The sequence below is a fragment of the Methylosinus sp. H3A genome, assembly GCF_015709455.1.
Lineage (GTDB): Bacteria > Pseudomonadota > Alphaproteobacteria > Rhizobiales > Beijerinckiaceae > Methylosinus.
This window is the reverse complement of sequence record NZ_JADNQW010000007.1, coordinates 122,946-137,051: the sequence shown is the minus strand read 5'-3', so window position 1 is coordinate 137,051 and position 14,106 is coordinate 122,946. Positions and strand designations below refer to the sequence as shown.

The 14,106-nt window shown below is 63.2% G+C and carries 12 protein-coding genes and 1 pseudogene; 9 read left to right on the top strand and 4 right to left on the bottom strand.

Annotated features, from left to right (window positions below; all coding sequences use genetic code 11):
• The gene (locus tag IY145_RS24495) at nucleotides 1–2,259 is read right to left on the bottom strand and encodes a TonB-dependent siderophore receptor (protein WP_196410875.1); all 2,259 of its coding nucleotides are present in this window, start codon (nucleotides 2,257–2,259) and stop codon (nucleotides 1–3) included.
• 80 nt (nucleotides 2,260–2,339) lie between these two features.
• Nucleotides 2,340–2,774 carry a hypothetical protein gene (locus tag IY145_RS24490; protein WP_196410874.1) on the bottom strand — a complete coding sequence of 145 codons (435 nt, stop codon included), beginning with the start codon at nucleotides 2,772–2,774 and terminating at the stop codon, nucleotides 2,340–2,342.
• A gap of 325 nt (nucleotides 2,775–3,099) precedes the next feature.
• On the opposite strand from IY145_RS24490, the gene IY145_RS24485 reads away from it, so the two are divergent.
• The 3 genes from IY145_RS24485 (at nucleotide 3,100) to IY145_RS24475 (ending at nucleotide 5,970) form a co-directional block, all read left to right on the top strand.
• Nucleotides 3,100–3,792, top strand: coding sequence for a response regulator transcription factor (locus tag IY145_RS24485; protein WP_196410873.1), 693 nt, complete (start codon nucleotides 3,100–3,102; stop codon nucleotides 3,790–3,792).
• Nucleotides 3,789–5,153 carry a HAMP domain-containing sensor histidine kinase gene (locus tag IY145_RS24480; protein WP_196410872.1) on the top strand — a complete coding sequence of 455 codons (1,365 nt, stop codon included), beginning with the start codon at nucleotides 3,789–3,791 and terminating at the stop codon, nucleotides 5,151–5,153. Before IY145_RS24485 ends, IY145_RS24480 begins: the two co-directional genes overlap by 4 nt.
• A gap of 175 nt (nucleotides 5,154–5,328) precedes the next feature.
• Nucleotides 5,329–5,970, top strand: coding sequence for a FecR family protein (locus IY145_RS24475; RefSeq protein ID WP_196410871.1), 642 nt, complete (start codon nucleotides 5,329–5,331; stop codon nucleotides 5,968–5,970).
• Between the two features lie 9 nt (nucleotides 5,971–5,979).
• Here IY145_RS24475 and IY145_RS24470 read toward each other — a convergent pair whose 3' ends face one another.
• Together IY145_RS24470 and IY145_RS24465 are read right to left on the bottom strand one after the other, a co-directional pair.
• Nucleotides 5,980–7,920: a CHASE2 domain-containing protein gene (locus IY145_RS24470; protein ID WP_196410870.1), complete on the bottom strand. Its 1,941-nt coding sequence runs from the start codon at nucleotides 7,918–7,920 to the stop codon at nucleotides 5,980–5,982.
• A 196-nt stretch (nucleotides 7,921–8,116) separates the two neighbouring features.
• A pseudogene (locus IY145_RS24465) lies at nucleotides 8,117–8,296 on the bottom strand (carboxylesterase family protein); the annotation flags it as partial.
• A 167-nt stretch (nucleotides 8,297–8,463) separates the two neighbouring features.
• Here IY145_RS24465 and IY145_RS24460 point away from each other — a divergent pair.
• The 6 genes from IY145_RS24460 (at nucleotide 8,464) to IY145_RS24440 (ending at nucleotide 14,043) form a co-directional block, all read left to right on the top strand.
• On the top strand, nucleotides 8,464–8,799 hold the full coding sequence (locus IY145_RS24460; protein ID WP_196410868.1) for a hypothetical protein: 336 nt from the start codon (nucleotides 8,464–8,466) through the stop codon (nucleotides 8,797–8,799).
• A gap of 79 nt (nucleotides 8,800–8,878) precedes the next feature.
• A complete protein-coding gene (locus tag IY145_RS24455) occupies nucleotides 8,879–11,173 on the top strand; it encodes a TonB-dependent receptor (RefSeq protein ID WP_210332888.1) in 2,295 nt (764 codons plus the stop codon).
• Between the two features lie 264 nt (nucleotides 11,174–11,437).
• The gene (locus IY145_RS26250) at nucleotides 11,438–11,563 is read left to right on the top strand and encodes a hypothetical protein (RefSeq protein ID WP_281433705.1); all 126 of its coding nucleotides are present in this window, start codon (nucleotides 11,438–11,440) and stop codon (nucleotides 11,561–11,563) included.
• Between the two features lie 4 nt (nucleotides 11,564–11,567).
• Entirely contained in the window at nucleotides 11,568–12,806 is a 1,239-nt protein-coding gene (locus tag IY145_RS24450) for a PepSY domain-containing protein (RefSeq protein ID WP_196410867.1), read from the top strand.
• Nucleotides 12,793–13,218: a hypothetical protein gene (locus IY145_RS26675; protein ID WP_196410866.1), complete on the top strand. Its 426-nt coding sequence runs from the start codon at nucleotides 12,793–12,795 to the stop codon at nucleotides 13,216–13,218. The genes IY145_RS24450 and IY145_RS26675 overlap by 14 nt, the downstream gene beginning before the upstream one ends.
• Before the next feature lie 336 nt (nucleotides 13,219–13,554).
• Nucleotides 13,555–14,043, top strand: a complete 489-nt coding sequence (locus IY145_RS24440) for a MucR family transcriptional regulator (protein WP_196410865.1) — start codon at nucleotides 13,555–13,557, stop codon at nucleotides 14,041–14,043.
• Nucleotides 14,044–14,106: the final 63 nt, after the last annotated feature.

Genomic DNA, 14,106 nt, shown 5'->3' with positions numbered 1-14,106 from the left:
TCAGAACTCCATGCGGATGGAGCCCTTGAATGTTCGCGGCGTTCCGACGCCGATCTGGAACTGGCCTCGGTTGCCGGTGGGGTAATAGCGCGTGTCGGCCAGATTTTCGACATTGAGCTGCGCGGTCAGCTTGGTCCCGTAGAGGCTCCAGCTATAGGACGCGAGCAGATTGAAGATGGCGTAGCCGGGAACATGATAGCTGTTCAGGCTGTCGCCATAGGATTTGCTACGGGCGTTGACTCCGCCGCCGAATTTCAGGCCCTTCCAATCGCCGTCCTGCAATTCGTAGGTCGTGAACAGATTGCCCATGTGACGGGACACATCCGCCGGGATGAAGCCGGTGAAGCCCTTGAAGCTGACCATATTGCCGAGCGGATCGCTGACGACGCCCTCGTCCTTGGCGACGATCGAGTCGATATAGGAATAGCCTCCGATCACCTTCCAACCGGGCAGGATCTCGCCTGCGACATCCAGCTCCACGCCTCTGTTGCGAATCTCGCCCGTCGCGACGCGATAGCCGAGAGCGGCTCTGGTCGGATCGGGGTCCGACACGCCGACATGCTGCTTGATGAGATTGTAATAGGCCAAAGTCGCCGTGAGGCGCTTGTCGAACAGCTCGGTTTTGACGCCCACCTCCCATTGCTGGGCAGTTTCCGAAGGCAGAATTTGCTGTGTCGGCCCGGCGGGACCGGAGAGACCGCCGGCGGAGCCGAAGTTTTCGAGATAGCTGCCATAGAGGCTCACTTCCTCGATCGGCCGCCACAGCAGGCCGAACCGCGGCGTGACGCGCTGAGAATTATTGCCGAGCTGCTCGCCGTTTCCGTCATAGGCGTTCGAATGCGTGATGGCGCGGTCGTAGCGAGCTCCGGCCAACACGAACAGATTGTAGGGCAGCTTGAGCTGATCCTGAACATAGAATCCGTACCAGTCTTCTCGGTTGATCGAGGTCGAGCCGGGAAGGAAGCTATTGTATTGGCTCAGATTTGTCGGCGTGACGCTATGGATCGGAAACAGATAGTCGATGTTCGATTGCCGAATTTTCGATGCGCCGAAAAACGGATTGAACGCCCGATTGGAGAGGTAATCGCCGCCGACCAGCACCGAATGCTCGACGCCATAGGTTTCGAATCGTCCCGTGAGATCGAGATTTAAATTCACGCTGTCTCGCACGCCGCTATTGGCGATCGCGACGCGGCTCAATTGCGTCGGCGAATTGGCGGCGAATCCGACCGGAACCACCAGGTAATTGTCCGAGTGATAGACAATGCCTTCGAAGCGATTGGTCAAAGTCCAATCCTCCGAGAATTTATGCGAGAAGTTATAACCGTATTTCACGGTCTCGACATTCATCGAGGAGTTCGGATCGTTGAACGACCGCTCGCGCGGCAGAAAGGCCGCCGGCCCCACGCCGAACACCAATGAGAGCGGATCGTATTTGGTGAATCCGAACGTGCCGACATCGAAGGGAATGGCTTGACGGCCATATTGCAGATTGAATGTTATTTGTGTCGCGGCGTCTATATTCCACCGCACAACCGGCGAGACGAAGTAATTTCGTGAATAGTTCGTCTCATGAAAGGAATGCTCGAGATCCGCCTCCGCCGTCAGCCGATAGAGCAGCGTGTCGTCTTTGGTCAGCGGTCCGGTGGCGTCCAGCGTCGTTCTGTAGGAGCCATAGGAGCCGAATTGCTGCTGGAGGACGTAATGCGGAATCGCCTCGGGCTGCTTCGTCACGACGTTGACGATGCCGCCGGGGTCCGCGCGGCCATAGAGGATCGAAGCCGGCCCTTTGAGAACCTCGACCTTCTCGACATTGATCAGCGATGACGTTCCCGGCAGGCCGCTCTGCAATCGCAGCCCGTCCGTATACACGTAAGGGGTCGTGAAGCCGCGGATCTGAAATTGATCATTGCCGCCGATATAGCCGGAATCGAATGAGCGAACGCCGCTGACATTGTCCACCGCGCGCGCCAGCGTCATCGCCTGCTGATCCAGCAGCACCTGCTGCGGCACGACTTGCACCGAGACTGGCGTCTCCATGATGGACGTGTTGGTCTTCAGCGCTGTTGTCGCGTTTTCGGAGTGATAGCTGGTCTTTTCCGCCTCGGCGCGCGCCGATTGCGCTGTCGGGCGAACCGGCCCCGCGGCAGCGCCGATCTCGATCGCCGGCAGTGACTCCTGCGCCGACGCCGAGTGGGAAAAGGACAAGGCCGCGAGCGCGCCGGCGGATGCGCCGCGCAACAGGATGGAACGAAGCATGGGAATTCTCCTTGCGCGGCGATCGACGCCCGCATGAACCGTGACGAGGTGATTTGGCCCTTCGGCCCTCATTCAGCCGGTCAGGAGAAATAGGGCGGCGCCTGCGACGACCAGGAACTGGCCCAGCCCGTGGGCGGGCGGACCAGCGCCTCGCGCAGCCGAGCAGGCGAGGCGGATAGGTGCCGAGGCGTGAACGCTTCGCTCTCCGGCGTCAGGCTCGCGAGCGCTGCGCCGTCGAAATCGCGCGCGCCGCAAAGGACGCAGCACTGGGCGTGATTGCCGCTATGGGCGGGTGGCGCATCGCCGCCATGCGCATCCGCGACACAAGGCGCGCCACGGGCAGAGGCGGCGAAACTCGCCTCGCCGCGGCGCGTAAGATGCGCGCCCGAAGAGGGGACGGCGGCGAGACTCTGGAAGGTGAACAGGAGCGCCAGCATGCAGACGAGAATAGAGCGCGCCGAAAACGCCGGTCGTCGGCGCCTTCCCGCTCGCTGATCCTCTCGCGCGAACATCATGACTGCCCACATTCCCCAAAAGACCCATTCGGCCAATGCTATAGCACGATTTTTATCGGGCTTTCGCCGGACCGCGCCACGGGTCGCTGGCTCGAGCATTAAGAGGGAAGTGTCGTGGGAACCTCGCGGATCGAAAAATACATTAAAAAGGCGGGAACTGTTGCAAAGGCGCCACAGCGCCAAAGCCGGCATGCATGAGAGTCGCTGCTTTGCGCGGCCCGCCGGGCGCTTGCCACAGGCGCCGTCTTCGTTATGAAATGGGTGACGCGCATTTCGGACGCATAGCGCTCGAACCGCGCAATGGTGAAAGCTGGGAGCGGCGCCCATGCGAATTCTTTTGGTGGAAGATCATGCGGCCTTGGCGTCGCAAGTAATGTCCAGGATCGAGCGTGCGGGCTACGGCGTCGATCGAGTCGGCACGAAAGAGGATGCGGTCATCGCGCTCGAGGATCGCGCCTATTCGCTCGCCTTGCTGGATAGGCGATTGCCGGACGGGGACGGCATCTCCCTGATCGCGCTTCTGAGAAAAAAGCAACCGGCGATCCGTATTCTGATGCTGACCGCGCTCGACGCCATCGACGATAAAATCGATGGCTTGGAGGCCGGAGCGGACGATTATCTGACCAAGCCGTTCAACCTCGACGAGATGATCGCTCGGATTCGCGCGCATCTTCGAAAGCATGGAGGCCAGCCGACGCCGCCGATCGAGCTCGGGGCGCTGTCCCTCGATCTCGATGAACGCACTGTGTCGATCTCCGGTCGACCGGCTGTATTCTCGCGCGGAGAATTGATCTTGCTGGAGACATTGCTGCGGCGCGCCAATTGCGTCGTTTCGAGAGAAGCTCTGAACGCCCAGCTCTATGGGCACGAGCTCGAGACGCAGGACCATGCGTTGACGTCGCTGGTGTCGCGGCTTCGCGTTCGTCTGACCCAATCGAAAGCCGGCGTGGAAATACATTCGGCGCGTTCTCTCGGCTACATCATTCGGGAAATGAAGTCGATCGAGGACGAGGCGTGACGAATGCGCCATCGCTCGCGTTGCGCGTCACTGTTCTGCTGACGGCCGCGCAGCTTCCCGCATTCGTGTTCGCTTGGATCGTGATGTTCGTCCTCGGGCTCGCCAAGGTCGGCGGCTTCAATGCGTCATTCGATGAAATGGCGTCTGTTCGCGTGTCGGCTCTCGTGAATGGGTCATTGGTTCGCGGAGAGGACGGCCTCGGGAAAATCGAGCCGACGCGCGAATTGCAGGCGGAAATCCAACGCGTTCCCGGTCTGCTTTTCGCTGTGTTCGATCCGGTGCGGATGCAGCCTCTCGCGGGCTCGTCTCCGAAATTGGTCTCCAAATTGGCGAGCCTTGCCGAGATCCGGGCCGATCATCTGCATTTCACCATGGGGGACGAACAATGGCCCGGCAGTTCCGGCCATATGATGTTTCGCGTGACGCCCGTCGGCTTGATGCAAGTCGCGCTCTACGGACAAAAATTTCGGCCGGAGGACATTTTTTTCTCCCTCGAGAATGACCTGGCCTGGGTCAGCACCTATCTGATCGTCGCCATGCTGACGACGTTCGGGCTCGCTTGGATCGTCGTCCGGCGAGGCCTGACGCCTTTGCGGGCGGTCGCCGGCGAAGTCGCCCGCATCGACATGAACTCGCTGCGCCAGCGTTTGCCGACGAGCGGCGTTCCCATCGAAATCGCGCCTTTGGTCGACGGGATGAACGAGGCGCTGATGCGCCTGGATGCGGGAGTGGAGCGACAGCGGCGCTTCACCGCCAATGCGGCGCATGAATTGCGCACGCCGCTCGCCATAATGCGCGCGCGCTTGGAGAATGCGAAAGCGTCCACGCTCAAGAGCGAATTGCTGGGCGAGGCGAGCCAGCTTCGTTCGATCGTCGAGCAAATGCTGGTCGCCGCGCGGCTGACGGAAGGCCAGACGACGCTCGATCGACGCATCGATCTCGAGCAATCGGTTCGACAAATCGTCTCCAACTTTCTGCCGCTCGCGATGGACTGCAATCGATTCATCGATTTCGAGAGCAGCGCAGCGTCCGTGATCGTCCGCGGCAATCAGCGCGCGATCGACTGCGTCGTGACCAATCTCATCGACAATGCGCTTCGCTCCGAGCCGAAAGACGGAACAATTCTGGTCCGCATCGACGACCACGGCGTCATCGCGGTCATCGATCACGGCGAAGGCGTCGCGCCGACCTTTCGCGAAATGGTTTTCGAACCCTTTTGGCGAAAAAGCGAGTCCGGCACGGGCCTCGGGCTGGCGATCGCAAAAGAAATAATAGATGCTCACGGTGGCCGCATTTGGGTCGAAGAGACGCCCGGCGGCGGCGCGACATTCAAAATCGCGCTGACGCTGTTGCAGGAGTGAAGCCTCGCCACTGGGGGCGGCGGGAATCACAGTGGCGATAACCGATTCGAGCGCGAAGCGATTTTCGTCGACGAGAACCCACGCCTCGACGAGGACGTGACCCGCGCCCCTTCCACCGGAGGGCTTGCGCCTCACGCGTCGACGCCGCAAAGTACGGCGGAAGGGAAGCTGCGTCATGTCCAACAGTCACTTCGCTATCGCCGCCGCGGTCGTCGCCGCGGTCGTCGCCGCGGTCGGTTTCTTCGGGCCGGCGCGCGCGGAGCCGGTCGGCTCGGTGGTCGCGTCGCGTGGCGTCGCTGCGCTGGAGCGCGCCGACGAGCGTTCGCCGGCGGAGGCGGGCGCGGCGGTCATGCTGAACGATCGCGCCACGACCGGCGAGGCGTCGCGGCTCGATCTCAAGCTCGGCGCCGCGACGCGACTGCGGCTCGGCGCCAATGCGGCGCTGAAAGTCGACAAATTCGTCGCGAAACTTTCCGCCAGATCCACGCTGGAAGAGGGCGCGGTTCTGATCGACCGCGCCACTGGGGCCGAAAAAAACTTCGAGCTCGAGACGCCTTACGGGCTTTTGTCGGCGCGCGGCACGGCATTTTTCGCCGGCCCCAGCCGCGGGACGTTCGGCGTTTTCGTCCAAAAAGGCGTTGTCGACGTCGTCACGCAGACAGGCTCCGTGCGGTTGACGGCCGGGGAGGGCGTCGATTTCGCGCCGCCGCGCGTGATCGTCCTGCCCGGACTGCTCGACAGCGGTCCTCCGGAGCAGGGACCAGTAAAAAAATGGGGCGCAAAGCGCATCGAGGAGGCGCTCGACTCCGTCCGCTGACGCGCCGTGTCAGTCGCCCGCGAGCGTGAAGATCATCGTGTCCTCGGAAAGGCCTTTGAGCCGCAGCGCGCCGAGCGGCGCCAGCTTGCGTCGCGTCGCCGCCGCCGCGCCCGGACCGATGCAGATTTGCGAATCGAACTGCTTGTTCGCTTGCTCCAGCCGCGCCGCGACGATCACCGCGTCACCATAGGCGGTGTAGTTCAAGCGCCGCGCGCCGCCGACGTCGCCGACGATCGCCGGGCCCGTCTCGACGCCGACGCGCGTGCGTCCAAAGCCCGCCTCCGCCGCGAGCGGCTCTTTGCGGAAGCTTTCCGAAAATTCGACGATCGCCGCGGCGCAGGCGATGGCCGCGTCGGCGTGATCGACGCGCTCCAGCGGCACGTTGAAAAAGGCGTGAATTGCGTCGCCGGTCACGCCGTCCACCATGCCGCCGTGATCGGTGACGATGCGCTCGAGGCCGCCGAGATAATTATCGAGCAAAGCGATGAGGTCGTGCGGCGCGAGGCGTCTCGTCATGGGGGTAAAATTTTCGATGTCGGTGAAGAGCGCTGTGACGACGCGCATCTCGCCCTGGCGCCGCAGGCGCTCGGGGTGGGCGATGATCTCGCGCACGACATCGACGGAGAGATATTGCTCGAATTTGCGCGAGATGAACGCCTTCATCCGGCGCGTGCGGGCGAAGGCCGCTGCTGCGGCCATATTGCCGGAGAGCAGGACGATGAGCGGCGGTCCGACGGGGTCGAGGACGAGATCGCATGAGATCAGCGCCGCCGCGGCGAGGGCCATCCAGAGCCCGGACAGCGCCAGTTGCAGGGCGAAGGCGGCCGCGGGTCCGACGCGCGCGGCTACGGCGGCGGCGCAGCCGGCGAGGACGAGGGCCGCGCCGACTTCGACTGGGAGCGCATATCTCGGGCGCAGCGGCGCGGTTCCGGCGAGGATTTGCTCGGCTGCTTCGGCGTGGATCTGCACTGTAGGGGTCAGCGGGCCGAGCGAGGTCGGACGCAGCGCTCCGGCCTGCGGCGCGCTGGCGCCGACGATGACCACGCGTCCCGCAAAGCGATCCGGCGCGACGCGCCCTCCTAGAATGTCGGCGGCGGAGAGCGTGCGCTGCGCCCGATGCGCGGAATCGGACCAGCGCAGGCGCAGCGCGCCGCCTTCGCCCAGCGGCAGACTGCGCGTTCCCGTCACGAGCCGCCCGCTCGCGTCGATCGAGAGCATGGCGACGCCTTCCGCGACGCGCGTCGCCTCCAGCGCGAGGCCTGGAACGAGCTGAGCGCCGACCGAAAGCAGCAGCGGCGTCTTACGCACCACACCGCCGTCCTCGCCGAACAGCGACGACACGCCGAGGGCCAGAGCCTCGGTCGCGAGCGGCTCATAGGGCGCGAGCGCGCCGGAGATCGGCCGCGCCATGTCCGGGCCGGTTTGTCCTTCGGCGCGCACAAAATTGAAGGCGGCGGGCGGAGCCTTGCCGCCCGCCAGCGCAGCCAGAATCGTCTGGCCGCGTTCGAGCGTCTCCCCGAAGGCATGGTCTGGATCGGGCGCCTCGGCGAGAAATGGCGCGAGCGCGGCGCGCAACCGTGGATCAGACGCGCGCTCGAGATGAGCGCGCAGCGAATGTCGATCGGGGCCGTCGAAGAAAATGTCGAAAGCGAGCGACGCGGGTCGCCCTTCGAGAATACGCGCCGCGAGCTGCGCCATGTCGTCACGCGGGAGTGGCCAACCGCCGGCGCGGGTGACGCTAGCCGAATCTATATCGACGACCAATACGCCCGAGCGCCCCGCTGCGCGCGGCCCGACCGCCTGAATCGAGTCGATCGCGCGCTCGCGAAGCGCGCTCGCGCCGCCGCCGGGATCCGCCGCCAAGAGCCCTGCGAGGATCAGCGCGCCTAGGCCGCCGACGGCCGTCGGCGCTGCGAGAAGGCGTTTGAAGTGGCGGCGCAGGTCGATCATGCGTGTGGTTCGGGCCTTTGACACAACGCGCGGGCGAGAGCCGGGCGCCGGCGCTTTTTGCTACGGCGCCGACGATATCGTCAATCGCCATGGCGCGCAGCTCGGCGTCCCGCATTCAGAGTGATTGCGTTCAGAAGGCTAAAAACGTCCTTCGAGCGGCGGAGCCTCACCGGCCAGTGGACCTCGCCGCCCATGCATCGGCCAGATGGCGCGACGGCTCGACCAGCGTCTTGTCGGCGAACGCCTGCTGCTTTCGTTCGTCGAGCGTATCCGCGCCGCTCGGATCGTAGAGCGGCTTGGCGTCGGCAGCATTGTCGCGGAACAATGCGAGCGGCATATCCTTGCTTTGGGCGCCGCCGACGCCGCGCTCGCGGTCCACATTGGGGCCTCGACGTGCGAAGCCCCGACATGCGGCGGCCAATTGGACGCCGCGAGCCGAAGGCTTGACAGTTCGGGGTCGCTGCCGATTATACCGCGATGACGAAGCAGCGGCGGACATTCGGCGGAAAGCGACTCCCGAATTTCGGGCGTATTGCCGCGATCTTGTCCATTCTACTCGGATTGGCGACGAGCTTCGCGCCCGGCTTCGCTGCGCGCTCGGCCCATGTCGACGAGGCTTCGCTCGTCTCTGCGACTGCCGAAATTTGCGCGCTCTCGCATCACGGTTCCGACTCCGGCCATAGCCGCGACGACGGCTGCTGCTGCCTGCAGGCGACAGCGCGACGCGATCCGACGCTCTTCGTCGCGATCTTCGGCGTCGTCGAATTCGTCGCGCCCGACACGCTGTCATTCGCGGCGCGTTCCGACGCCTCTCAGCGCGCGGGCGTCGCTCGGCCGACGACCCCTTGGCTCTCGCGGGCGCCGCCCTCTTTCTCCTGACCCGGTCAAATGCGGCTCGACCGCCCTGCCCACTAGACCCGCGCGCGCAAAAAAAGCGCCGCGCTAGGAGAAAATCGTCATGATTCGCACCCTATTTTCGCGCAGCGTTTCCGCCAGCGCGCTTCTCATCGCGTCCGTCTCCTCCATCGCCGCGCAGGAGGCGCTTCCCTCCATCGATATCGCTGGCGAGGGCGCCCCGCGCAGCGCCGAGCCGAAAGCCGTAGCGCCGGGATTTTCTCCCGAGAAAAAGGCGCTTCCCGTCTATCGCGACCCGACGGGCCAGACCTTCACCACGGTGAAGCGGGATGATTTCAAGACCTCGCCGCTCGTCACTATCGGCGATCTCGTCCAATACAGCCCCGGCGTCTCCTTCAAGCAGGGCAACGGCCCGCGCGACATGACGCTGTCGATTCGCGGCTCCGGCGCGCGCATCGGCGGCGCGATGCGCAATATCGTGCTGCTCGAGGACGGCTTCACCATGACGCAGCCGGACGGATTCTCGCGCACCGATTCGACCGATCCGCACGCCTATGCGGGCGTCGACGTCTATCGCGGCCCCTCCTCCGCTCTATTCGGCAATTGGGCGAATGGCGGCGCGATCAACTTCCGCACCCGCACCGGCGCCGAGATCGACGGCGTCGAGACCGGCCACGAAGCCGGCAGCTTCGGCTACATCACCAATTATACCGCGATCGGCAAGAAATACGGCGATTTCGACATCGCCGTCTTCGCCAGCGACGCGCGCGGCGAAGGCTCGACGACGCATGCGGATTTCAACACACAGACCGTGAATCTGAAGGCGAGCTACGAAGCGACGCCGACCGATCGCTTCACCTTCAAATGGGTCCATAATCAGCTCTATGGCAATGTGCCGGCGCGCATGTCGCTCAATCAATTCTATTTCAACCCCTATCAGCGCGGCTGCTACGGCCTGCCGACGCCCTCCACCGCCTTCAGTCGCAGCCTCTGCGGGCAGACGGCGGTGTTCCTCAACGGAACCAATGGCGCGACGGCGCAGGTCTCCGCTCTGCAATCGGGCTGGCATCGCAATGATCGCCGCGACATGCTGGGCCTGCGCTGGGAGCACGACTTCGACGCATCGACGACGCTGCGCACGCAATTCATCTATGACGACAAGGATTTCTATCAGCCGATCGATACGCCGGTCACTTACGGCGACGCGCCCTCGATCAACATATCGACCGATCTCACCCATCACGGCTCGCTACAGGGCCAGCAGTTGACGAGCAATTTCGCCGCTTGGTACAATCACACGCGCTTCACCACCTATACGCAAAATCTGCTCGGCTGGGGCAATGGCGATCTCGGCCCATTGCTCACCAATAAGCAGGAGATCATGCATTCCAATCTCGGCGGCCGCTTCCGCGAGGAGCTGGAGCTCGCGCCGGATGTGACCGGCGTGATCGCTCTCGCTACGGAAATGAGCAAGGTCGCCGCGCTGTCCTCTTCCGTCTCCTATCCGTCCGGCGCGCTGACGGCCGTGCCGGCCAATCGCACCTATTGGAATTTTGCGCCGGAAGCCTCTGTGACCTGGCGGCCGGATCGTGAGTGGAAATTCTACGCGCGCGCCTCGAGCGGCTATGGAACGCCGCAATATGGCTTCCTCTTCGTCAATCAGCAGGGGCTCGATGGCAATAACACCGGCCTCAAATCGCAGCGCAACTCCGGCTTCGACGCCGGCTTCGACTGGACGCCGACCGAGACTGTGAAAATCACGCTCAACGGCTTCTACGAATGGTATCAGAACGAGATGCTGACGCAGTCGCCGGGCAATGGTCTCAAGAACTACACCTATAATGCGCCGGGCTCGGCCCATCGCGGCGCGGAATTCCTGCTCGACTGGCGGCCTTTCGACGGTTGGCGGCTGCTCGCCAATTACTCTTACAATAATCAGATCTTCACGAGCTTCGTCGAGCAGCGCGGGCCGAGCTCATTTTTCAACCGCGCCGGCTATAAAATCCCCGGCGTCGCTCCGCACGAGCTGACGACGCGCATCGGCTATGACATTCCGCAGGGAGATTTCAAAGGCGTCGGCGCCTATCTCGAATATGTGCTCAAAAGCTCCTATTTCATCGACAATGGCAATCAGCTCACCATACCGGGCTATGGCCTCGTCAATCTCAACCTGCATTACGACCGTGACGTGTCGATCGGATTTTTGAAGAATATTTCCGCCTTCGTCGAAGTGCGTAATGTGTTCGACAGAACCTATGTCGCGTCGGCGACGGTGATCTCCAACTCGCTCACCTCGGGCTTCCAGAACCCGGGCTTCGCGCTGTCTCAGAATTCGACCGGCTCGATCTATGCGGGCCAGCCGCGCGCGATACAGGGCGGTGTGAAGTTCAAATTCTGAAAGACAAACGTCCTGGCGGCGTGGCGCGAGATCACGCCCTCGCCGCCGCTCCTCCGAAATCCGAGCGTCCCGCCGCACGAAAATTCGGCGTAGCGCGCCGGCGCCGCGAACCGAAAGTTGCACGAGCGTAAGGGCGCGTGGCCTCGGCGGAACGCCCCGGCGCGTCTCAGGAAGGGCGTGCATCGGGGACAAAGAGCGAGAAAGCGGCGCCGCCGCCCGAACTCTCGGGGACCGCGATGCGGCCGCCGAGCTTGCGCGCCCAATTTGACCTTCCATGTCAATGTGACCAATCTGCTTGGCGCGACTTTTTATGAAGGCGCGACCGATCGCTACTTCATCACACCGGGCGCGTCGCGCGCCTTCCTCGCCTCGCTTCGCGCGGAGTTCTGACCTTATGACCAATGACAGCGTCGAACGTGAGAGCCGAGCAACCGGGACAAGGGGCCGCGCGGCAAGCTTCGCCCGTGGCCGACGCCTGTGGCTCGATCTTCATTTCTATATCGGCCTCGTCGCTGGCGCCGTTTTCGTCGTCCTCGGCCTTTCCGGCAGCCTGCTCGCGTTTCGCGTCGAGATCGACGAATGGCTGAACAGGGATTTCTTCGTCGCGACGGACTATCGTCCCGGCGGCGCGCGCGCCTCGATCGATCGGATCATCGAGGCGAGCCAAGCGGCGACGCCAAAGGGAGCGCATCCTTATTGGGTGCATTTTCCGACAGGGCAGGGCGGCTATTTCGACGTCATCTCCAAGACGGGGGGCGTGGGCGGGGGAGAGAAAATCCTGCAGACGCTCGTCGATCCGCGCGATGCTTCGGTCTTGGGCCAGAGGGTGATCATCGATGAGAATGATCAATTCGCAGAGCCGCTCTCGGTCTTTCTCATCCATCTCCATTCCGCGCTTCTGCTCGGCGAGACGGGCGCGACCATCGTCGGATTCGCCGGGCTGTTTCTATTTCTCTCACTCGCGACCGGCGTCTATCTATGGCTGCCGCGCAACGGGCGATGGCGGCAGGCCTTCGCCATCAAGCGCGGCGCGAGCGCGGAGCGCCTCGCGCTCGATCTGCACAAGACGACCGGCGCCTATCTCTGCGGCGTTTTCGTCGTGATGCTGTTTTCCGGCGTCTATCTGACCTTCGGCTCGCAAGTGCGCGCGCTTGTCGGCTTGTTCTCGCCGGTCGGCGTTCATCACATGGACGAAGGGCTGAAATCCGCGCCGGCAGAAGGGCGCGCGCCGATCGCCGCGGAGGCGGCGGTCGCGGCCGTCGATCGGCTGTTTCCCGATGGCCGGCTGATGAGCCTGGCGCTGCCGGAGGGGCCGGATGGCGTCTATGTCGTGGGCAAGCGCGCCGATGACGAGGTCAATCGCAGCGAGCCTAGGCGCGTGGCGGCGGTCGATCGTTACAGTGGCGAGATCATCCACATACAAGACCCGCACGCCTTCACAGCCGGAGAAAAATTCCTGGAATGGCAGTATCCGCTGCATACGGGCGAGGCCTTCGGCGATTTCGGTCGCGCTTTCGTCGGCTTGCTCGGCGTCGCGCCGGCGCTGCTCTATGTCACCGGCCTCATGCGCTGGCTACAGAAGCGGCGCGCGCAGGCCAATGGCGAGCGGGAGCACCGCCGTGGTGAAATCTGATCGCGCGACTGATTGCGTGGGCGGAAAGCGCTCCAGTCCGGGGCGCATGGCAGGGCTCACGCACAAACTGTCCGAGTGTTTTTCAAAAGTCGATCGACGCTTTGGTCCAAAGTCGATCCACTTCCGCTTGAGCGGGCTACGATCAAGGTGGATCATATCGGCAAGCGGCGAAGTAGTTTGCGCATTGTGCAGGTTCGAAGATGTCGGGGCAGGCTTCGAGGGCCCGCGTCAGGGCGGCGACGGTTCACTCGGCAATTTTGCGCAAACGCGCCTTCAGCTTGGAAAATGCCTTCTCGATCAGGTTCATGTCGGGGCTATCAGGCTGAGTTGCGCGATGGTCGAATTCGAGGACAGCCATTTCGAACGTGACGTGAGTGTGTGGCGCGTCGTCTGCTATGTGGCCTATCAATGATCTATCACTCGAAGAATGGACGAGCGAGCGCTGGGTCGATGTCGATCATTCCACGCTCGATCGTTGCGTCGCGACATATGTTCGCTCGCCGGATCGGCGGTTTCACAATCGCAAGCGCGGGGCTTGGTCCGGTTGGCGCTAGCGGCAAATTTGCATCCAGAGCAGTAGTTCTATGCCTGCGCCGCCTAAGCCGCGGCGGCCTCACAGGCTGGTCGCGTCCTTGGTCGAAATTCGACACGTCTGGAATGAGGCGCTTCTGAAAAGGCATGCGCCGGTGTCGACGAACAGCTGATAAACGCGTATTCTTATCCATCGCAACCATCGAGGAAAATTCTCATGACGACTTCCGAAGCCGAACCTCCGCGTTCGATCGTGCTGGCCGCCGAAGTCGTTGCGGCCTTCGTCGCCAATAACTCCCTGCCGATCAGCGACCTTCCCTCGTTGATTCAATCGGTGCGTGGAGCTCTGGAGAACCTCGGCAGAGGTCCAATGGATTCAACGCCCGCAGTGGAGAAAAGGGAGCCTGCGGTATCGATCCGCAAATCGATCACGCCCGATTTCCTCGTGTGTCTCGACGACGGCAAGACCTTCAAATCGCTCCGACGGCACTTGGCGACGCTCGGCATGACGCCGGAGGAATATCGCGCGAAGTGGGGCCTCCCGGCGGACTATCCGATGGTCGCGCCCAATTATGCCGCGCAGCGATCGGAAATGGCGAAGAAGATCGGGCTCGGTCAGCTTCGCGAGAAAGCCGCGCCCCACGAGAAGGCCGCCGCCGCCGCCCCGGCCAAGCGCGGGCGTCCAGCCAAGAAGGCGAAGGTGTAACCAGCGAGGGCGACGAAAGCCGCCGATGGAATTTTGGCGGCTTTGTTCTTTGTCTGTTCTCGC